General features: G+C 72.6%; 17 protein-coding genes and 2 tRNA genes. 11 read left to right on the top strand and 8 right to left on the bottom strand.

Going from position 1 to position 19234, the window contains the following annotated elements; all coding sequences use genetic code 11:
• Nucleotides 1–9: 9 nt before the first annotated feature.
• Nucleotides 10–882 carry a trehalose-phosphatase gene (gene otsB / locus ABD652_RS13775; RefSeq protein WP_344722370.1) on the bottom strand — a complete coding sequence of 291 codons (873 nt, stop codon included), beginning with the start codon at nucleotides 880–882 and terminating at the stop codon, nucleotides 10–12.
• Nucleotides 879–2417 carry an alpha,alpha-trehalose-phosphate synthase (UDP-forming) gene (locus ABD652_RS13770; protein WP_344722368.1) on the bottom strand — a complete coding sequence of 513 codons (1539 nt, stop codon included), beginning with the start codon at nucleotides 2415–2417 and terminating at the stop codon, nucleotides 879–881. The genes otsB and ABD652_RS13770 overlap by 4 nt, the downstream gene beginning before the upstream one ends.
• A gap of 301 nt (nucleotides 2418–2718) precedes the next feature.
• On the opposite strand from ABD652_RS13770, the gene ABD652_RS13765 reads away from it, so the two are divergent.
• The 3 genes from ABD652_RS13765 to ABD652_RS13755 all read left to right on the top strand — a co-directional run bounded on the left by ABD652_RS13765 (nucleotide 2719) and on the right by ABD652_RS13755 (nucleotide 5618).
• Nucleotides 2719–3660 (top strand): DsbA family protein, encoded by a 942-nt coding sequence (locus tag ABD652_RS13765; RefSeq protein WP_344722366.1) that lies wholly within the window; start codon nucleotides 2719–2721, stop codon nucleotides 3658–3660.
• Nucleotides 3661–3730: 70 nt separating this feature from the next.
• Nucleotides 3731–3806: transfer RNA gene (locus ABD652_RS13760), tRNA-Thr, on the top strand.
• A 237-nt stretch (nucleotides 3807–4043) separates the two neighbouring features.
• Nucleotides 4044–5618: a DHA2 family efflux MFS transporter permease subunit gene (locus ABD652_RS13755; protein ID WP_344722364.1), complete on the top strand. Its 1575-nt coding sequence runs from the start codon at nucleotides 4044–4046 to the stop codon at nucleotides 5616–5618.
• Nucleotides 5619–5907: 289 nt separating this feature from the next.
• On the opposite strand, the gene ABD652_RS13750 is transcribed toward ABD652_RS13755, so the two are convergent.
• The 3 genes from ABD652_RS13750 to ABD652_RS13740 are packed head-to-tail and all read right to left on the bottom strand — an operon-like array spanning nucleotide 5908 to nucleotide 7579.
• Complete coding sequence (locus tag ABD652_RS13750; protein ID WP_344722362.1) at nucleotides 5908–6219, bottom strand: AzlD domain-containing protein; 312 nt, start codon at nucleotides 6217–6219, stop codon at nucleotides 5908–5910.
• Nucleotides 6216–6998, bottom strand: coding sequence for an AzlC family ABC transporter permease (locus ABD652_RS13745; RefSeq protein WP_425574593.1), 783 nt, complete (start codon nucleotides 6996–6998; stop codon nucleotides 6216–6218). Before ABD652_RS13745 ends, ABD652_RS13750 begins: the two co-directional genes overlap by 4 nt.
• Complete coding sequence (locus ABD652_RS13740) at nucleotides 6995–7579, bottom strand: helix-turn-helix domain-containing protein (protein WP_344722360.1); 585 nt, start codon at nucleotides 7577–7579, stop codon at nucleotides 6995–6997. The genes ABD652_RS13745 and ABD652_RS13740 overlap by 4 nt, the downstream gene beginning before the upstream one ends.
• Before the next feature lie 171 nt (nucleotides 7580–7750).
• On the opposite strand from ABD652_RS13740, the gene ABD652_RS13735 reads away from it, so the two are divergent.
• The 4 genes from ABD652_RS13735 to ABD652_RS13720 all read left to right on the top strand — a co-directional run bounded on the left by ABD652_RS13735 (nucleotide 7751) and on the right by ABD652_RS13720 (nucleotide 11477).
• Nucleotides 7751–8440 (top strand): SDR family oxidoreductase, encoded by a 690-nt coding sequence (locus tag ABD652_RS13735; RefSeq protein WP_344722358.1) that lies wholly within the window; start codon nucleotides 7751–7753, stop codon nucleotides 8438–8440.
• Nucleotides 8441–8563: 123 nt separating this feature from the next.
• Nucleotides 8564–8637, top strand: a tRNA-Val gene (locus tag ABD652_RS13730).
• 120 nt (nucleotides 8638–8757) lie between these two features.
• The gene (gene cutA, locus ABD652_RS13725; RefSeq protein WP_344722356.1) at nucleotides 8758–9162 is read left to right on the top strand and encodes a divalent-cation tolerance protein CutA; all 405 of its coding nucleotides are present in this window, start codon (nucleotides 8758–8760) and stop codon (nucleotides 9160–9162) included.
• A 185-nt stretch (nucleotides 9163–9347) separates the two neighbouring features.
• On the top strand, nucleotides 9348–11477 hold the full coding sequence (locus ABD652_RS13720; protein ID WP_344722354.1) for a threonine/serine exporter family protein: 2130 nt from the start codon (nucleotides 9348–9350) through the stop codon (nucleotides 11475–11477).
• A 52-nt stretch (nucleotides 11478–11529) separates the two neighbouring features.
• Here ABD652_RS13720 and ABD652_RS13715 read toward each other — a convergent pair whose 3' ends face one another.
• Entirely contained in the window at nucleotides 11530–12216 is a 687-nt protein-coding gene (locus ABD652_RS13715) for a uracil-DNA glycosylase (RefSeq protein WP_344722352.1), read from the bottom strand.
• A gap of 154 nt (nucleotides 12217–12370) precedes the next feature.
• Here ABD652_RS13715 and ABD652_RS13710 point away from each other — a divergent pair, with 154 nt between their 5' ends.
• From ABD652_RS13710 to groL, 3 genes are all read left to right on the top strand, one after another.
• Nucleotides 12371–12718 carry a DUF3263 domain-containing protein gene (locus tag ABD652_RS13710; RefSeq protein ID WP_344722350.1) on the top strand — a complete coding sequence of 116 codons (348 nt, stop codon included), beginning with the start codon at nucleotides 12371–12373 and terminating at the stop codon, nucleotides 12716–12718.
• Between the two features lie 112 nt (nucleotides 12719–12830).
• Nucleotides 12831–13457 (top strand): LytR C-terminal domain-containing protein, encoded by a 627-nt coding sequence (locus tag ABD652_RS13705; RefSeq protein WP_344722348.1) that lies wholly within the window; start codon nucleotides 12831–12833, stop codon nucleotides 13455–13457.
• A gap of 303 nt (nucleotides 13458–13760) precedes the next feature.
• Nucleotides 13761–15413, top strand: a complete 1653-nt coding sequence (gene groL, locus ABD652_RS13700; RefSeq protein WP_344722346.1) for a chaperonin GroEL — start codon at nucleotides 13761–13763, stop codon at nucleotides 15411–15413.
• A gap of 176 nt (nucleotides 15414–15589) precedes the next feature.
• On the opposite strand, the gene ABD652_RS13695 is transcribed toward groL, so the two are convergent.
• Together ABD652_RS13695 and ABD652_RS13690 are read right to left on the bottom strand one after the other, a co-directional pair.
• On the bottom strand, nucleotides 15590–17131 hold the full coding sequence (locus tag ABD652_RS13695) for a sensor histidine kinase (protein ID WP_344722344.1): 1542 nt from the start codon (nucleotides 17129–17131) through the stop codon (nucleotides 15590–15592).
• A gap of 43 nt (nucleotides 17132–17174) precedes the next feature.
• The gene (locus tag ABD652_RS13690; protein WP_010524479.1) at nucleotides 17175–17906 is read right to left on the bottom strand and encodes a response regulator transcription factor; all 732 of its coding nucleotides are present in this window, start codon (nucleotides 17904–17906) and stop codon (nucleotides 17175–17177) included.
• Between the two features lie 282 nt (nucleotides 17907–18188).
• Between ABD652_RS13690 and ABD652_RS13685 the strand changes: the two genes are divergently transcribed.
• On the top strand, nucleotides 18189–19160 hold the full coding sequence (locus ABD652_RS13685) for a hypothetical protein (protein ID WP_344722340.1): 972 nt from the start codon (nucleotides 18189–18191) through the stop codon (nucleotides 19158–19160).
• Nucleotides 19161–19234: the final 74 nt, after the last annotated feature.

Raw genomic sequence — 19234 nt, 5'->3', positions numbered from 1 at the left:
GGGTGCTCCTCATGCGTCCGGCGCGGCGCCGGGACGGGTCGGTGTCGAACGGGGAGGGGCGTCCGCCCCGCGGGCCTCGGCCCGCGCGGCGAGCGCGGCGAGCACGCCGGCCAGGTCGCTCGGGGCCGCGATCCGATGGCCGGCCAGGGTCTCGCCGGTGCCGACCTTCACGCCGACGTCGTCGTCGCCCAGCACGGCGAAGCCCTGCTCGTCGGTGACGTCGTCGCCGGCGAAGAACACCGCCGCGGCGCCGGTGCGCCGACGCAGCGTCCGGATGGCCTCGCCCTTGGTCGCGTGCACGACGGGGACCTCGACGACCATCTTGCCGTCCTTCGGGTGGGCGCCGTCGACGGCGGCCGCGGCCTCGTGGGCCTCGACGAGCAGCGCCTCGGCGGCCGCGGCGTCGGCGACGGCGCGGACGTGCAGCGCCGCGCCGGCCGGCTTTCGCTCGACCAGCGCGCCGTCCACCCGGTTCGCCAGCTCCTCGAGCAGCTCGAGGACCTGCTCGCGGGTGCGCCGCTGGGCGGCGGTGAGCTGCAGCGGCGCGGCGTCGGCGCCGAGGTCCTGCTCGGCGCCGTGCGAGCCCACCAGCAGCACGCCGGCCGGCGGGGCGGCCAGCGCGCGCAGCTGTTCCAGCGGCCGCCCGGAGACATAGGCGACGACGACGTCGTCGAGGGCGGCCAGCCGCTCGACGGCCGCGGCGTTGGCCGGAACCGGGGCCACGGCGGCGGGGTCGTCGGCGAGCTCGGCCACGCAGCCGTCGAAGTCCAGGCAGACCAGCGTCGGCCGGCGGACGGCCAGCGCCTCGACCGCAGCGCGGAGCGCCTCGGGCGGTTCGACCGGTCCGGCCGGATCGGCCGGCGCGTCGGCGGCGGGACTCATCGTGCCGCGGCCTTCAGGTCGGCCAGCCGGCCCAGGAAGTCCCGGGCCCACCGCTGGACGTTGTTCGACACCACCTGTCGGCGCAGGCTGCGCATCCGGCGGCGGGCCTCGGCGGGGTCCATCGTCGCCGCGGTGACCATCGCGGCCTTGAGCTCGTCGACGTCGTGCGGGTTGATCAGCAGCGCCTGGCGCATCTGGTCGGCGGCTCCGGTGAACTCGGAGAGCACCAGCACGCCGGTGCCGGACTTCCGCGCGGCCACGTACTCCTTCGCCACCAGGTTCATCCCGTCGCGCAGGGCGGTGACCAGCATGACGTCGGCGGCCAGATAGAGCGCGACCATCTCCTCCACCGGATACGAGTGGTGCAGATAGCGGATGGCGGTGTGGGCCAGCGTGTCGAACTCGCCGTTGATCCGCCCGACAGTGCCCTCGATCTCCTCGCGCAGCACCCGGTAGGACTCGACGCCTTCGCGCGACGGGCTGGCCACCTGGACCAGACAGGCCTGGCCGACGGAGAGGTCGCCGTCCTGCAGCAGCTCCTCGTAGCCCTTCATCCGGTGCCGGATGCCCTTGGTGTAGTCGAGGCGGTCCACGCCGAGGAAGACCGTCTCCGGGTCGCCCAGCTCCCGGCGGATCTGCTGCGAGCGGGCGATGATGTCGGGCCGCTCGGCCAGCTCGACGATCTTCTGCGTGTCGATGGAGATCGGGAAGGCCCGCGCCTCGGCGATGTGATGCTCGCCGTCCTCGGCGGTCGGGGCGGACAACCGGCGGGCAGCGGTGCCGCGGGAGGGGTCGGCGTCGAAGCCGACCAGCGGCGAGCCCTCGTCGGTGGCGCGGGAGTCGGCCGGCACGTGGATGCGGTCGGACTTGATGTAGTGGCCCAGCCGGTGGCGGACCGCCTGCTGGAAGTTGCGCGCGTCGGACTCGCGCTGGAAGCCGATCAGATCCGCCCCCAGCACGCCGCGCAGCACCGAGTGTCGCCAGGGCAGCTGGGAGAACAGGCCCGGCGGCGGGAACGGGATGTGGTTGAAGAAGCCGATGGTCACGTCGGGACGCAGCTCGCGCAGCATCTGCGGGACCAGCTGCAGCTGGTAGTCCTGCACCCAGACGGTCGCGGCCTCGGCGGCGACGGCGGCGGCGGCCTCGGCGAAGCGGCGATTCACCCGTCGGTAGGCCTCGAACCAGTGGCGATGGAACTCCGGGCGGGCGATGACGTCGTGGTAGAGCGGCCACAGCGTGGCGTTGGCGAATCCCTCGTAATAGTCCTCGACCTCCTGGCCGCTCAGCGGCACCGGCACCAGGTGCATGTCGGCGTGGTCGAAGGGCTCGAGCTGCTCGTCGGCGGCTCCGTGCCAGCCGACCCAGGCGCCGTCGGACTCGGCCATGACCGGTGCCAGGGCGGTGACCAGTCCGCCGGGGGAGCGGCGCCATCCGGTGGTGCCGTCCTCGTCGGTCACCCGGTCGACGGCGAGTCGGTTGGCCACCACCACGAAGTCGTAGCCGTGGTCGTATCGGTCCTGCTGCGTCGTGGTCATCGTTCCGATCCCCTTTCCTCGCAGGGCGACGCCGGCCGAGCCGGGCGCGCCACCTCGGTGACGTCCGTCGCGGGCTCTGCGGCCCAGCCTACCCGGATGAGCCCGTCGTGCCGCTCCGCGGCCCGGTCCGCGCCCAGACTCTCTCCGGGGGCTCGGCGGCGGCCATGCAGGTCGAGACGCTACCCTGGCCCCGTGCCCCGTCGGCGACCCCGGCGGCGTCGGCCGTCCCGACCCGGTCCGTGCCGGGGTGGGCATGCGATCCAGCACGACAGAGCATCGTCCCAGACCCATCGGAGAGAACATGGCTCGTAACCAGCCCTCGGGCGAGAATGCCCGCGAGAAGGCCCGCAGGATCCAGCAGGAGCAACACCGCCGCCAGCGCGGCGCCTCAGTGCTGCTGCGCGTCGGCGTCGTGGTGGTGGCGCTCGTCGTCGTCGCCGGGCTGGCCTTCTTCGTGCTCAACCGCCCGGGCGACGGCGAGGACTTCTCCGCCTCCGAGGGTGAGGCGCCGGCGATCGCCAACGAGCAGGGCGGCATCACGCTGACCTCGGCCGCCGAGCTCGCCGACGGCGCCGACATGGGCAGCGTCGACGCGTCCGACGTCCCCGGCTCCGGCGACTCCGAGGCCCCGGTGCCCGGCGCCGAGCCGCGCGAGGAGGGCGAGACGCCGCACATGATCCTCTACGTCGACGCGAACTGCCCGCACTGCGCGAACTTCGAGTCCTCGCAGGGCCAGCAGATCAAGCAGTGGCTGGAGGACGGCGACATCACCGTCGAGTACCGGATGCTGGGCATGCTGGACGGCAACTCCACCACCAACTACTCCTCGCGGGCGGCCAACGCGATCACCGCCATGGCGGTCGAGTCGCCGGAGGACTACCTGGCCTACCTGGAGCAGGTGGTCACCCACCAGCCCTCCGGCGAGCTGTCGGACGACGAGCTGATCGGCATCGCCCGGGACAGCTTCGGCGTGGACATCTCCGATGCGGTGGAGAACAACACCTACCGCGCCTTCGTCTCCTACACCACGAAACAGGCCTCCGAGGTCGGAGTGCAGGGCACTCCGACGGTCTACATCGGCGACCAGAACTGGCAGGACTCCGAGCAGGCCTTCGGCGAGTGGGCCGGCGGCATCGTCGAGGAGTACCGCTCGGAGACCGGCGACGGTTCGGGCGGAGACTCAGGCGGAGACTCGGGTGACGGCTCGGGCGACGGCTCGGGCGGAGACTCCTCCGAGGAGTGAGCAGTCTCGGGGACCGGACTGGTCCCCGCGTGCGCGTCGCCGGTAGTATCGGACTCCGGCGATGCGCCGCGCCTCCTTAGCTCAGCAGGTAGAGCAGCTGTCTTGTAAACAGCAGGTCGTCGGTTCGAACCCGGCAGGGGGCTCCACATCGGCCCGTCCGCGCTCGCGGGCGGGCCGTTTCGCCGACGTCGACCGGCCCGGGAATAGGGAACGACGCGTTCCAGTTGATACCGCGTGGAACGGACGCCGCCCGCGCGGCCGGACGCCGCCGCGTCCCGGGAGCGGGCCCTCGTCGACTCTTCCGACCGCATCGCCGCACCCCGGCTGCGCCCGGGTCCGGGCAGGACGCGTGCGGCCGGCGACCACTCTTGCCTGGAGGCCCTATGAGCGCACAGACCAGCCCCTCCGACCCGCCGCCGGCCGAGGCCGCGCCGGACCGGCTGTCCGCCGGGAACAAGCTGACCATCGGCGTGCTGCTGGTGTCGGCCTTCGTGATGATCCTCAACGAGACCGTCATGAACGTCGCGCTGCAGCCGCTGATGGAGGAGTTCCAGGTGGCCGAGTCGACGGTGCAGTGGCTGACCACCGCGTTCATGCTGACGCTGTCGGTGGTCATCCCCACCACCGGCTGGCTGATGCAGCGGCTGAGCCTGCGGGCGACGTTCACCCTGGCGATGAGCCTCTTCGTCATCGGCACCGCCGTCGCCGGCGCCGCCGTCGGCTTCCCGATGCTCCTGGTCGGACGCGTGGTCCAGGCCGCCGGCACGGCGATCGTGCTGCCGCTGATGATGACCACAGTGCTCACCCTGGTGCCGCTGCACCGCCGCGGCGTGGTGATGGGCAACATCGCCATCGTCATCTCCGTGGCTCCGGCCACCGGCCCGGCGCTGTCGGGCACGATCCTGCACTTCGCCGACTGGCGCTTCCTCTTCCTGACCATCCTGCCGATCGCCGCGGCCGCGCTGCTGCTCGGCCGGCCGCGGCTGTCCTCCGACGGCGGCGGCGGGTCCGAGAAGCTCTCGGTGCCCTCGCTGCTGCTGGCGGTGCCCGGCTTCGGCGGGCTGGTCTACGGCATCAGCCAGCTGGGCGGTGGCGGCCACGGCGCCGGCGCGGCCGACGGCGTCTCCGTCGACCCGGTGGCCGTCGTCGTGCTGATCTTCGGGGCGCTCTTCCTGGCGGCGTTCACGCTGCTGCAGATCCGGCTGCAGTCGCACGGCACCGCGCTGCTGAACCTCCAGCCCTTCCGCTACAGCATGTTCACCCGGTCGCTGCTGATGATGCTGCTGATGATGATCGCGCTCTTCGGCGCGCTGATCATGCTGCCGCTCTACCTGCAGACCGCCCGCGGGATGGACACGCTGCAGACCGGACTGCTGATGCTGCCGGGCGGCCTGCTGATGGCGCTGCTGGCGCCGACCGTCGGCCGGCTCTACGACCGCGTCGGCCCGAAGCCGCTGGTCGGCCCGGGCGCCGGGCTGCTGGTCGTCGCGATGTTCCTGCTGAGCCTGCTCGGCGCGGGCAGCAGCATCTGGCTGGTCCTCGGGCTGCATCTGATGCTCAGCCTGGGCCTGGCCTTCCTCTTCACCCCGGCCTTCACCACGGCGATGAACCCGCTGCCGCAGCCGCTGTACTCGCACGGCTCGGCGCTGCTGAACACGCTGCAGCAGCTCGCCGGGGCCACCGGCACCGCCCTGCTGGTCGCAGTCATGGGGATCGGCGCGGCGGCCGCGGCCTCCGGCGGAGCCGCCGCGGACGAGGCGCAGATCGCCGGCTTCCAGACCGCGTTCCGCACGGCGTCGATCATGAGCATCGGCACGCTGCTGCTGGGGCTGACGCTGCGCGCGACCGAGGAGTCTCCTGAGGAGCCAGCTGAGGAGGCGCCCGAGGAGGGCTCCGCGGACGAGGCCGTCGAGGGCGAGCCCGGCTCGGGCGGAGGCGTCGCCGAGCAGGTGCGCTGACCGGCCGCGGGTCGAGGGGGCGCCCGGACAGAGACAGGGCCCGGCAGGATGTGCTGATCATCCTGCCGGGCCCTGTCCATGTCGTCGGTCCGGCTCCCGGAGGGGAGGCGGGTCGACTGAGGAATGCGCGGAGGTCCGGCGTCTCCGTCGCTGAGGTCGGGCATCCCGGGTGGGAATGGGGCCCGCCCGCACCGAGCGGGCCCCGTCGCAGCCAAGTGAGATCCACCTTAGCGACGGGATGCTCGATTACGCAATACGTATGTGTCGAAATGTCCGCGCGTGACCGAGCTCAGCTCAGGCCGAGCAGGCGCAGCCCGGCCGCCGCGGCCGCGCCGACGAGCACCACGACGATGAACGGCGCCCGCAGCAGCAGGGCGACGGCCGCGGCGGCCAGGGCGCCGAGCCGAGCGTCGAAGGCCAGGCCGTCGTCGCCGTCGACAGTGTTCATCGTGACCAGCGCGGCGAGCAGGGCGACGGTCATCAGCCCCGAGATGCGGCCCACCAGCGGGTGGCGCAGCCAGGCGCCGGGGACCAGATGGCCGACCAGCTTGGTCGCGTAGACGGCGGCGCTGGCGGCCAGCACCCACAGCCAGAGCGTCATCGGCGGGCCTCCTCGGTCGCGGCGTCGTCCGGAGAGTCGCTCGACGCCTCCTCTGGTCCCGCGTCGCCGCGCCGCCGGGAGGCCAGTCCCCAGCCGATCGCGACGACGGCGGCCAGCAGCACCGGGGCGCCGGCGGGCAGCGTCGGCATGGTCAGCGCGGTGACCAGTGCGGCGACCACGGCCAGCGCCCAGGGCTCGGCGCCGCGCAGCCGCGGCCAGAGCAGCGCGAGGAAGGCCGCGACCACGGCGCCGTCGAGCCCCAGAGCCTCCGGCTCGCCGACGACGTCGCCGAGCAGCGCCCCGGCCGCCGTCGCCAGGTTCCACCCGGTGTAGCAGGCGACGCCGGTGACCCAGAAGCCGCGGCGCCGCTCGGCGTCGGTCGACTGGCTCATCGCCGTCGCCGCGGTCTCGTCGATGGTCAGCTGGGCGGCGAGCAGCCGTCGTGCGCCGCGCGGATCCAGCAGCGCCTTCATCTGCACGCCGTAGAGCGTGTTGCGCGCGCTGAGCAGCGTCGAGGCCCCCAGGGCCGCCGCCGGGGCGCCGCCGCCGGAGAGGATCCCGATGAAGGCGAACTGCGAGCCTCCGGAGAACAGCAGCGCCGACAGTGCGACGGTCTGCCAGAAGGTCATCCCGGCCGCGGCGGAGAGCGCGCCGAAGGACAGTCCGTAGAGCGAGACGGCCGCGGCGATGGACAGTCCGGTCCGGGTCGCCGGGGTCAGGCGGGGCCGCATCCGCCGGCCGGCGCGGGCGGCGTGCGCGGCGTCGGTCGTCGCGCTCATGCCGGGTGCTCCATGACCAGCACGAACCAGGCTCCGGCGGTCAGCGCCTCGTAGCGATGCGGAGCGTCGCCGGGGAACATCGCATAGTCGCCGGGCCCCAGCTCCACCGGCTCCTCGGTGCGGCCGAGGCGCACCCGGCCGGCGCCGACGACGACGTGCTCCAGCGCCCCGCGCGGATGCGGCTCGGCGTCGCGGAGCTCGCCGGGCTCGAGGGTGACCACGTAGAGGTCGCGGCGCGCCTCCGGTCGCCCGCCGCTGAGCAGGGAGGCGGCGAAGTCGGCATGCTCGGCGCGGACCTCCGGCCGCTCCCCGGCCCGGACGATCCGCGGCTCGGGGGCGGGGGCCTCGACGAGTCGGGCGAAGGGGATCTCCAGCGCCGCGGCGATGGCCCAGAGCGTCTCGACGCTCGGGTTGCCGGAGGCCGACTCCAGCAGCGACAGCGTCGACTTCGACCGCCCGACGCGCCGGGCCAGCTCGCTGAGCGACAGGCCGGCCCGTCGGCGTTCGGTCTGCACGGCCGCGGCGATGCGGATCAGCGGCGCGCCGCCGTCGTCGCCCGGCTCCTCCGGCGTCTCGGTCATCGTCCCTCCCTCAGTTCCGCATCATGAATCGTTCGCTGATCCTGCCATACGTTCGATGGATCGAACAACAGGTCCTCGGCCGGTCCGCGCCCGGAATAGTGGCGCCGTGCTGCTGTTGTGCCCGGTGCCGTCGTAGTCGCGACGGCGCAGCAGACTTCGCAGGAGGAGACGATGGCTGACGAGACGCGAGTGGTGATCCTGGGCGGACACGGGAAGATCGCCCTGCTGGCGGCCCCGAAGCTGGTCGAGGCCGGCTATGCGGTGGACTCGCTGATCCGCAATCCCGAGCACCGCGACGAGGTCGCCGCGACCGGCGCGAACCCGGTGCTGCTGGACATCGAGCAGGCCGACGTCGACGCGCTCGCCGAGGTCTTCGCCGGCGCGGCGGCCGTGGTCTTCTCCGCCGGCGCCGGAGGCGGGAACCCCGAGCGGACCCGTGCCGTCGACCACGACGCGGCGGTGCGCTCGATGGACGCCGCCGAGCAGGCCGGCGTCCCCCGGTACGTGATGGTCTCCTACGCGCGCAGCGAGACCGACGTCGAGACCCTCGACCGCGAGTCCTCCTTCTTCCCCTACGCGCAGGCCAAGCACGACGCCGACGAGCACCTGCGCGGCACGGGGCTGGACTACACGATCCTCGGCCCCGGGCGGCTGACCCTGGAGCCGGCGACGTCGGCGCTGTGGCCGCTGGACTCCGCCGGGCGTCCGCTGGACGGCTCCGAGCCGCCGGCCGAGCTGCCCGGCGCCTCCCGGGAGAACGTCGCCGAGGCGATCGTCCACGTGCTGCGCACGGGGGCGGCGCGGCGCGAGACGGTGAACTTCGTCGACGGCGAGACCCCGCTGGCCGACGCCTTGTCCTGACCCGCCTTCGAGATCCTCGTCACGACCGGGGGCCTCCGCGGCCCCCGGTTTCCCCTCGCGGCCTCGACGGTGCTAGGCTTTTCTGGCAATCGTCCGCGGCTCGCGCCGCGACGAGCGCCGCGCGGATCCGTAGCTCAGTTGGTCAGAGCGCTCGCCTCACACGCGAGAGGTCGATGGTTCAAGTCCATTCGGATCCACCCCCTTCGAAGAGCCCGTCGGTCCCCGGCGGGCTCTTCGCGTCTCTCGACGCCCCGTGCCGCGGTCGCGTCGATCGGTCCTGCTGGTCGCCTCCGGCGAGGAGGCGGCACACTGGGGCCATGAGCACCATGCCGGAGGAGACGCCCCGCGACCCCGCCGCCGCGCAGCAGCGCGCTGCGCAGGAGAGCGCCGTGCAGCAGAGCGCCGCGCAGCACGTCGTCGCCCAGACCACCGTCGACTCGGCCTCCCGGGCCGATGAGCTGGCCCGGCGCGTCGTCGCCGCCGGGCTGGCGGCCTGCGTGCAGACCAGCGAGGTGCGCAGCGTCTTCGCCTGGGACGGCGCCGTGCAGCAGGAGCCTGAGCAGCTGCTGGCGATGAAGACCACCGCCGCCGCCGTGGACGGCCTGCGCACGCTGCTGGAGGCCGAGCACCCCTACGACGAGCCCGAGCTCGTCGTGCTGCCGATCATCGACGGCTCGCCGTCGTATCTGGCCTGGGTGGCCGAGAGCGTCGCCGCCGGCTGAGGCGTCGGCGGCCGGCTCGCCGGGAGCGACGGCGTCGTGTCCGCCGCGGAGACGCGCGGGGCAGTACATTGAACATCGGCGCCCGAGGAAGGCTCGGGCGCCCCGTCGCGCGGAGGCCGCGGACGGGATCGTGTCGAGGAGGGCGCCGCCGGCGCGCCGCGACCAGCAGAGGAAAGGAGGGGCAGGTGGCCGCTGACGAGGAGCGTCGGGAGCCGACGGAGGACCGGGAGCCGCGCACGGCGGCCGAGGACTACGAGCCCGAGGCCATCGACCCCGTCATCAGCGGACCTGACCCGCAGACCACGCTCATCCCGGTCGTCCGTCCGGCCTCGGCGACGGAGGACGACGAGGACGGCCCGGGGCTGGTGCGCGCGCTCACCGGCTCGATCGCCTCCTCCTGGCAGGCCTCCCGCGAGGCCGAGGCCGCCCTGGAATGGGAGGAGTACGACGCCGAGGCCGCCGAGGAGCGGCTCCAGGAGCAGGACGAGGCCGAGGCGGCCCGCCACGAGTTCGCCCCGGACGCCTTCTACGAGCAGCCCGGCGCCGACGGCGGCGAGGCCCCGGCCGCCGAACCCTTCCCCACCGGCAGCTCCTCGCCGGTGCAGGGGTGGACCGACGGCCAGCCGGAGGCTCCGTCGGAGGCTCGGCACGAGCCCTGGAGCGGCGGCATGCCCGGCGGCATGCCCGGTGCTATGCCCGGCGTCGTGCCCGGTCACGACTCGGCGGGCGGCGAGCGTCCCGACGGCGGCGAGCCCGGCGACGGCGCCGGCTCCGCCGCCGAGGTCCCGGCCGAGGCGCCGGCGACGCAGCCGATCCGGCGCGGCTCGGTGCTGCGCCCCTCGCGGCTGAAGCAGAAGCTGCCCGACCCGCTGAAGAAGGCGCCGCTGTTCGACCGCAGCGTCTTCGAGCAGAAGGTCTCGCCGCAGATGTTCTTCCGGCGGATCATGCGCCCGCAGGGCCCGCCGACGACGTCGGTGCCGCTGGTCGCGCAGCTGACCGGCACGCCCTTCGAGAACGTCCGCCAGGCCGATCAGCCGGTGGACTCCGACGAGCTGGCCACCATCTCCTTCGTCCTGGACCTGGGCGAGACGCTCTTCCGCTACGGCGCCGGCGCCCTGGAGGTGGAGACTTCGATCATCGCGGTCACCGCCGCGTTCGGCATGTCCAACACCGACGTCGACATCACCAACCAGTCGATCAGCCTGAACTGGGCCCCGGAGGGCAAGATCCCGTACTCGCGGGTGCGGGTGGTCCGGTCCTGGTCGGGGAACTTCAAGTCGCTGGCGGCGGTGCACCGGCTGGTCAGCGACATCAGCGCCGGGCGCATGACGCGCGCCGAGGCCGCGACGCGGCTGCACGAGGTCACCCACGATCCCAAGCCGTATCCGCGGTGGATGGCCACCGTCTGCGGCGCGATCTTCGCCAGCTTCTTCGCCGCCTACCTCGGGGCCCCGGTGCTCGACGCGGCGCTGGGCTTCACGGCGACGCTGCTGGTGCTGGGCACCACGCGGCGGCTGGCGGCCTGGCGCGTGCCGGAGTTCTACGGCCTGGCCGCCGGCGGGTTCGTCGCCACCTCCATCGCGATGGGCGCCTTCGGGCTCGGCGCGCCGGTGGCGCCGTCGATCGTGGTGTCGGGCGGGCTGATGATCCTGCTGCCCTCGGCACGGATCGTCTCGGCCATCCAGGACGGGATCAACGGCTTCCCGCTGACCGCCGCCGGACGCCTGGTCTCGGCGATGATCGCCTTCGCCGGCATGACCGCGGGCATCATGGCCGCCGTCGTCGTCGCCGATCTGTTCGGCGCCCCGGAGATCGACGTCGCGGTGCCGATGCACCGGCTCTATCACCCGGCGGTGCTGGTGGGGCTGGTCTTCTGCGCGGCGGTGGCGGCCGCCGTCGTCGAGCAGACCCGCTGGACGATGCTGCTGCCCACCGGAGTGATCTCCGCGCTGGGCTTCCTGGCCTACTTCGCCGGCGAGCAGATCGGGCTGGGCGAACGCATCATCCCGGTCATCGGCGGCACCGTCGTCGGGGCCCTGGGGCGCGTGGTCGCGCTGCGCATGGGCGCCCCGCAGCTGGTGATCGCCGTGCCGGCGATGATGTTCATGCTGCCCGGGCTGATGATCTTCCGCGGCATGTACCAGATCGCGATGGGGTCGACGACGACGTTCATGATGGGCGGTCTGACTCAGCTGTTCAACGCGATGATCATCATCATGTCGATCGCCGCGGGCATCGTGCTCGGCGATGTGATCATGCGCCGGTTCACCACGGGGCTGCCGTCCAACGAGCGCGAGCGGGCCCGACGGCGATAGCGCGGCTCCGTCGCCCGGGCTTCGGGCGCGGGCATCGGCGCCTGCGACGTCGCTAGAGCGACCAGTCGACCGGCTCGGCGCCCATCGCCTGCAGCGCCGCGTTCGCCCGGGAGAACGGCCGCGAGCCGAAGAACCCGCGGCGGGCCGAGAGCGGCGAGGGGTGCGAGCTGGTGAGCACCGCCGTGTGCTCGCCGGCATCGAGCAGCGGCTGCAGCGACTTCGCCTGGGCTCCCCAGAGGATGGAGACCAGCGGCGTGCCCCGGGCGACCAGCGCGCGGACGGCGGCCTCGGTGATCTGCTCCCAGCCGATCCCGCGGTGCGAGGCCGACGAGCCGGCGGCGACGGTCAGCACCCGGTTGAGCATCAGCACGCCCTGGCCGGCCCAGGGACGCAGATCCCCGTGCTCGGCCGGCGGCAGGCCCAGGTCGGCCTGCCGCTCCGCGTAGATGTTCTGCAGGCTGCGCGGGACCGGGCGGACGTCGGGGGCGACGGCGAAGGACATCCCGATCGGATGCCCGGGGGTGGGGTAGGGGTCCTGCCCGATGATCAGCACCCGGACCTGGTCGAAGGGCTGCCGGAAGGCGCGCAGCACGTCGGGCGGCTCGGGGAGCACATGCTCGCCGGCGGCGCGCCGGCGCGCGACCTCGGCGCGCACGCGGTCGAAGGCCTCCTGCTGCGGAGCCAGGGCATGCTCCCAGCCGGGGTCGAGCGGGGCGATCAGATCGGTGTGCAGGTCCATCGCGCTCCAGCCTAGGCCCCTCGAGGGCGCGGTCGCGAGGCCGCGGCGAGGCCGTCGCGAGGCCGAGGGCGAACACAGAGCGCGGGGATGCCGCCGCCGTCGGCCGCCGCGCCGTAGGATGGGCGGTGCACCGACCAGTCAGGAGGAGGCCCCGATGAGCGCACCCGGATCCGCGGACGCGATCCTGGAGACCTCGCCGGACGCCGAGCCGCCGAGCGCGGAGGCGGGAGAGTCGCCGGCCGAGTCGACGACCCCGCGGCGCGCCGGCCAGCTCACCGAGCAGGAGCGGCAGATCCTGGACCTGGAGCGCCAATGGTGGAAGTACGCCGGCGCGAAGGACCAGGCGATCAGCGACCGGCTGGGGATCTCGGCGGTGGCCTACCACCAGGTGCTGAACCGACTGATCGACGCGGAGGCCGCCCAGGCCCACGACCCGATGCTCGTCAAGCGGCTGCGCCGGCAGCGCGACGCGCGCCAGCGGGGCCGGGCCTCGCGACGATGAGCGGGAGGACGAGGATCCCGGCGGCGTCACGGACGTCGCCGACGGCCGCCGGGCCGCACCGGCGAGGGACCGGTGACACTGATGACGCGCACGTGGTGAGGACGCGACGACGATGACCCAGCATCATCCGCAGGACCAGTTCGACGAGGTGCCGCCCTATGCGGACGGCCGGATCGGCAAGCACCGGGCCGCAGCTCCGGGCACGGAGCAGCGGCGCGGCGGCGCCGCGCTGCGCTGGGTGACGCTGCTGGCGGTCTTCGCGCTGCTGGTCGGCGCCTTCAGCTACTTCGTGCTGCCCCGCCTGCCCGACGACTGGGTGCCCTTCGCCGGCGACGACGCCGCCGAGCAGCAGGCCGAGCCCGCCGGCGAGGCCTCGGGCGCCGCGGACGGCGAGTCCGGGGAGGGCTCCTCCGACGGCGAGGGGTCCGACGAGGGGGCCGCCGAGGAGACGCCCACCGCCGCCGACACCGAGACTCCGGTGCAGATCATCGACGCCGGCCTGCCCGAGGGCGGGCTCGACGACGTCGAGGCGCGGCTGGCCGAGATGCAGTACAACGTCACCAGCACCGCCTCCTGGGAGGACTCCTGGGGCGAGGTCGAGACTCCGGTGATCTACTACCCGAGCGGGCAGCAGGAGCACGCTCAGGACCTGGCGGAGGCGTACGGCGTCGAGACCGTCGAGGAGAACACCAGCTGGAGCGTCGTGGCGCTGGTCGTCGGCGAGGAACAGGCCGAGTGAGGAGCCGGGCCGCGGCCCGGCGACAGCTTGCACTCTCCTGGGCAGAGTGCTAAATATTGAGCTGGCACTCACTGTATGAGACTGCCAGGCGACGCGTCGGCGTCGGGCCGACTGCCCGGCGTCGTCCTCGCCCGGCGGCCTCAGGCAGGAGTGGGATGAACCTGAACAGGTGAGGCCGAGAAGTGCGCCTCCGGTGACGCGGAGGCGCGGCCGTCCGTCGCGGGCATCTGGCGAGGTTCGACCCTTCTGACGCGAACACGTCCGAATCACACCATCCGCAGTCCAGGAAGGACACGTGCCGACATGGCTAAGACCATCGCATTCGACGAGGAGGCCCGCCGGGGCCTCGAGCGAGGCCTGAACAGCCTCGCCGACGCCGTCAAGGTCACCTTGGGCCCCCGCGGCCGCAACGTCGTGCTGGAGAAGGCGTGGGGCGCTCCCACGATCACCAACGACGGCGTCTCCATCGCCAAGGAGATCGAGCTCGAGGACGCCTACGAGAAGATCGGCGCCGAGCTCGTCAAGGAGGTCGCCAAGAAGACCGACGACGTCGCCGGCGACGGCACCACCACCGCCACGGTGCTGGCCCAGTCCCTGGTCAAGGAGGGGCTGCGCAACGTGGCCGCCGGCACTGACCCGATGGGGCTGAAGCGCGGCATCGACAAGGCCGTCGAGGCGGTCACCGAGGAGCTCTTCAAGTCCGCGAAGGAGGTCGAGACCAAGGAGCAGATCGCGGCCACCGCCTCGATCTCCGCGGCCGACCCGCAGATCGGCGAGCTGATCGCCGAGGCGCTGGACAAGGTCGGCAAGGAAGGCGTCATCACCGTCGAGGAGTCGAACACCTTCGGTCTGGAGCTGGAGCTCACCGAGGGCATGCGCTTCGACAAGGGCTACCTCTCGGGCTACTTCGTCACCGACTCCGAGCGCCAGGAGGCGGTCCTCGACGACCCGTACATCCTGATCGTGAACTCCAAGATCTCCAACGTGAAGGACCTCATCGGAGTCCTCGAGCAGGTCATGCAGTCGAACCGTCCGCTGCTGGTCATCGCCGAGGACGTCGAGGGCGAGGCCCTGGCCGCGCTGGTGGTCAACAAGCTCAAGGGCACCTTCAAGTCCGTGGCCGTCAAGGCCCCGGGCTTCGGCGACCGCCGCAAGGCCATGCTGGCCGACATCGCCGTGCTGACCGGCGGCCAGGTCATCGCCGAGGAGGTCGGCCTGAAGCTGGAGAGCGCCACTCTCGACCTGCTGGGCACCGCCCGCAAGGTGGTCGTCACCAAGGATGAGGCCACCATCGTCGAGGGCGCCGGCGACGCCGACGAGATCGCCGGCCGCGTCTCGCAGATCAAGGCGGAGATCGCCAACAGCGACTCCGACTACGACCGGGAGAAGCTGCAGGAGCGGCTGGCCAAGCTGGCCGGCGGCGTCGCGGTCATCAAGGCCGGCGCGGCCACCGAGGTCGAGCTCTCCGAGCGCAAGCACCGCATCGAGGACGCCGTGCGCAACGCCAAGGCCGCCGTCGACGAGGGCATCGTCGCCGGAGGCGGTGCGGCGCTGCTGCAGGCCGGCGCCCGGGCCTTCCAGAACCTCTCGCTGACCGGCGACGAGGCGACCGGGGCGAACATCGTCAAGCTCGCCGTCGAGGGCCCGCTGAAGCAGATCGCCATCAACGCCGGTCTGGAGCCGGGCGTCGTGGCCGAGAAGGTCAAGTCGCTGCCGGACGGCACCGGGCTGAACGCCGCCACCGGCGCGTACGAGGACCTGCTCGAGGCCGGCGTCAACGACCCGGTGAAGGTGACCCGCTCGGCGCTTCAGAACGCCGCGTCGATCGCGTCGCTGTTCCTCACCACGGAGGCGGTCGTGGCCGACAAGCCGGAGAAGAACGCCGCGGGTGCCGGCGCCGAGGGCGGCGGCATGGACCCGATGGGCGGCATGGGCGGCATGGGCGGCATGATGTGATCATCGGCGCCCGCCGCGCGGGCTGAGCCGGCCGTCGGCTGAGTCCGCACCGCGCAGAGGCCCCGCAGGAGCGATCCTGCGGGGCCTCTGCTGTGTGGTCGGGGGCGCGCGGTGGCCGGCCGGTGCGACGGCGGCGGTGCGACGGCCGGCGGTGCGACGGCGCGGCGGCCGTCAGGTCAGCTCAGCGAGCCGTCGTCCGCCTCGGAGTAGTCCGACTCGTGGTCGCTCTGGTCCTCGGGCTCGACCATCGGCAGCCGCAGCGTCATCGTCGCCCCGCCGCCCTCGGTCTCGCTGTGCCGGATCGTGCCGTCGTGCTGGGCGGCGATGGCCGCGACGATGGCCAGACCCAGGCCGGTGCCGCCGGTGCCGCGGTCGCGGGAGGTGTCGACCCGGTAGAAGCGCTCGAAGATGCGCGCGGCGTCCTCGTCGGAGATGCCCTCGCCGTGGTCGCGGACCTGCAGCACCGAGTCGGTGCGCCCCCGGATCAGGCTCTCGGTGCCCACGGCCAGCTCCAGCGGGGAGCCTTCCGGGGTGTAGCGCAGCGCATTGGTGATCAGGTTGGTCACGATCTGGCGGATCTTGCCCTCTTCGCCGAACACCGGCGCCGGACGCGGCGGTCCGCCGTCGAGGCCGACCACCCGGACCTCGCGGTCGGGGCTGTTCACGCCGAGGTCGGTGGCGGCGTCGTGGGCGATGAGGTTCAGGTCCGCCGGGGTGGACTGCAGCGGACGCTGCTCGTCCAGCCGGGCCAGGTGGAGCATGTCCTCGACCAGCTGCGACATCCGCTTGGCCTCGGACTCGATGCGTCCCATGGCCTCCTCGACCTTCTCCTCCTCGTCGAGCCCGCCGTGCCGGTAGAGCTCGGAGAAGCCGCCGATGGTCACCAGGGGAGTGCGCAGCTCGTGCGAGGCATCCTGGATGAAGCGGCGCATCTTCTCCTCGGAGTCGGACTTCGCCCGGAACGCCGCCTCGATGTGCTCGAGCATCGCGTTCAGCGAGCGGGAGAGCCGGCCGATCTCGGTGTCCGGCGGCGCCGTGGTCTGCACGCGCTCGGAGAAGTCCCCGCCGGCGATGGCCGCGGCGGTCTTCTCCACCTGGATCAGCGGTCTGAAGGCGCGGGTCACCACGGCATAGGCGATCGTCGAGGCGCCGAGGGTGGCGAGCAGCCCGATGGTGGCCACCAGGAAGATGGCGCGCTCCACCGAGGTCTCGACGGTGTCGAGCTTCAGCGCGATCGCGATCGAGTTCTCGCCGGACTCCAGCCGGTAGAACTTCACGCGCCAGCCGCGCGAGTCCGGCTCGGTGCCGGGGACGTTGATCGACTCCCCGCCGAGCTCCAGGACCTCCTCGTCGGTCATCGTCGGCAGGTCCGGCAGGTCGCGCCCGGGCACCGCCGGATGCGTGGACGCTCCGGGGACCTTTTCGCCGTCGTTGGTCAGCAGCACCCCGTAGAACCGCAGGATGGAGAGCTCCTCGGCCCGCTCCTCGGCGCTGTCGGCGTTGGAGACCCGGGTGAGGTACATCGAGATGTTGTTGCGGTTGGCGTAGAGGTCCTCGTCCAGATTGCGCAGCAGCTCCTGCCGGAACAGCGAGGCCGAGACGAAGGTGGTCACCGCCAGGGTCAGCACCAGCAGTCCGGAGATGATGGCGACCAGCTGCGTGCGCAGGCTGGCCCGCCGCCAGGTCCGGGCGACGGCGTGCCAGGGAGAGGTGATCATGCCGCCGCGGCCTCGACGGCGGCGGTGCGGGCCGGTCTCGGCATCAGGCCAGGCCCTGGGCCCGCTGGCGGCGCTCCCAGGTCTGGAGCACGTAGCCGACGCCGCGCTTGGTCTGGATCATCGGCGCGCCCTCGGCGCCCGAGTCGATCTTCCGCCGCAGGTAGGAGATGTAGGACTCGACGATCGAGGCGTCGCCGTTGAAGTTGTACTCCCAGACATGGTCGAGGATCTGCTGCTTGGAGAGCACCCGGTTGGGGTTCATCATCAGGTAGCGCAGCAGCTTGAACTCCGTGGGGGAGAGGTCGATCATGTCGCCGGCGCGGCGGACCTCGTGCGCGTCGTCGTCGAGCTCGAGGTTGTCGATGGTCAGCACCGCGTCCTCGTCCTCGAAGGGGGCGGTGCGGCGCAGCACCGCGCGGATGCGGGCGACGACCTCGTCCAGCGAGAAGGGCTTGGTCACGTAGTCGTCGCCGCCGACGGTCAGTCCGGTGATCTTGTCGTCGGTGTCGTCCCGGGCGGTCAGGAAGAGCACCGGGAAATGCTTGCCGGCCGCGCGCAGCCGTCGGGTGACGGTGAACCCGTCCATGTCCGGCAGCATCACGTCGAGCACTGCGAGGTCCGGGTGGAACTGCTCCGCGGAGTCCAGGGCCTCGCGACCGGTGGACGCCGCCGCAACCTCGAACCCGGCGAAGCGCAGGGACGTGGCGAGGAGTTCACGGATGTTCGGCTCGTCGTCGACGACGAGCAGCTTGGCTTCAGGCGTCTTGTCACTCACGGGCCCCAGTGTCCCTCCGATTTCTGGACATTGTCTGTACGAGTACTGTATGTCCGGTATGGGTCGGGTGCCCAACCCCTGGTGCCTGCCGCCTCCCCCTTTGCGATGACTCGGCGGAAACTGTGGGAAAGCGTGCGCGTTCCCACACGTTCCACGGAGTCATCGCCCGGGGTGGGCGGGGTCCTGCACAGGTGCCGCAGTCGGGGCGACGACGCGCCGAGCAGTGCACAGCACGACGGCGCGCAGTCGCGGCCGACGGCGACGGCGCCGAGGATGCCGGATATGCGCACTCCCCGTCCGCTCCCCGAGGAGCTCCGCTCCGGCATCTTCCCGCGGTCGCGGGCTCTGGCGCTCGGCGTCTCGCCGAACCGGCTGCGAGCGCGCGACGTCGAGCGTGTCGGGCGGGGGCTCTACCGCCTGGCGTCCTCCGACGCACGGCCGGCCGGATGCGGCGCGGCGGCGGAGGACAGTCGCTTCGCCCCCGTCGACGCCGATCTGCTCAGCCTGCTGCACGCGCTGCAGCAGCAGTGCCCCGACATGTGGTTCAGCCACGCGACGGCGGCCCATCTGTGGGGGCTGCCGCTGCCGCCGTGGCTCGACGGCACCCGCCCGCTGCATGTCAGTCGTGCTGAGTCCTCGTCGTCGACGGATCGGATTCCGGGGCTCGTCGCGCACGCCGTCGTCGTCGAGGACGGCGAGGTGGTCGACGTCGACGGGCTGCAGGTCTCGCGTCCGGGCCGGGCCTGCTTCGACCTGATGGGGATGCTTCCGCTCCACGACCTGGTCGCGCTCGGCGATCAACTGATCCGGCGTCCGAACCCCGCGCTCGACGGGCGCGAGCAGCCCTGGGAGACGCCGGCGTCGCTGCGGACGCTGGTCGGCGACCATCGGAAGACCCGCGGCATCGTCGCCGGGCGCGAGGCGCTGGAGCTGATCCGGGAGGGGGCCGACTCGCGCCCGGAGACGCTGCTGCGCCTGGCGCTCGTCGACGCCGGGCTCCCCGAGCCCCGGCTGCAGGTGCGTCCGTGCCCGGGCAGTCCGTGGTCGGGGGATCTGGGGTACGAGGAGGAGAAGGTCGTGCTGCAGTACGAGGGCGAGGGGCACTTCTCGGCCGCGCAGCAGGCCAGCGATCGCACGCGGGACGCGGCGTTCCGCGACGACGGCTGGACAGTGGTCACGGTGAACGTCGAGGACCTCCGCGATCGCTTCCGCCGCGTGGTCCGCCGCGTCGACAGGCTGCTCCACGGCCCGTGACGCCCCGCCGCACCAGAGGATGACTCGGCGGCACGTGTGGGAAAGCGGGCGTATTCCCACACGTGCCACGGAGT

Origin of the sequence: Nesterenkonia halobia, assembly GCF_039536005.1 — a bacterium.
Classification (GTDB): domain Bacteria; phylum Actinomycetota; class Actinomycetes; order Actinomycetales; family Micrococcaceae; genus Nesterenkonia; species Nesterenkonia halobia.
The sequence above is the reverse complement of the archived record's forward strand: the minus strand, read 5'-3'. Positions and strand labels throughout refer to the sequence as shown.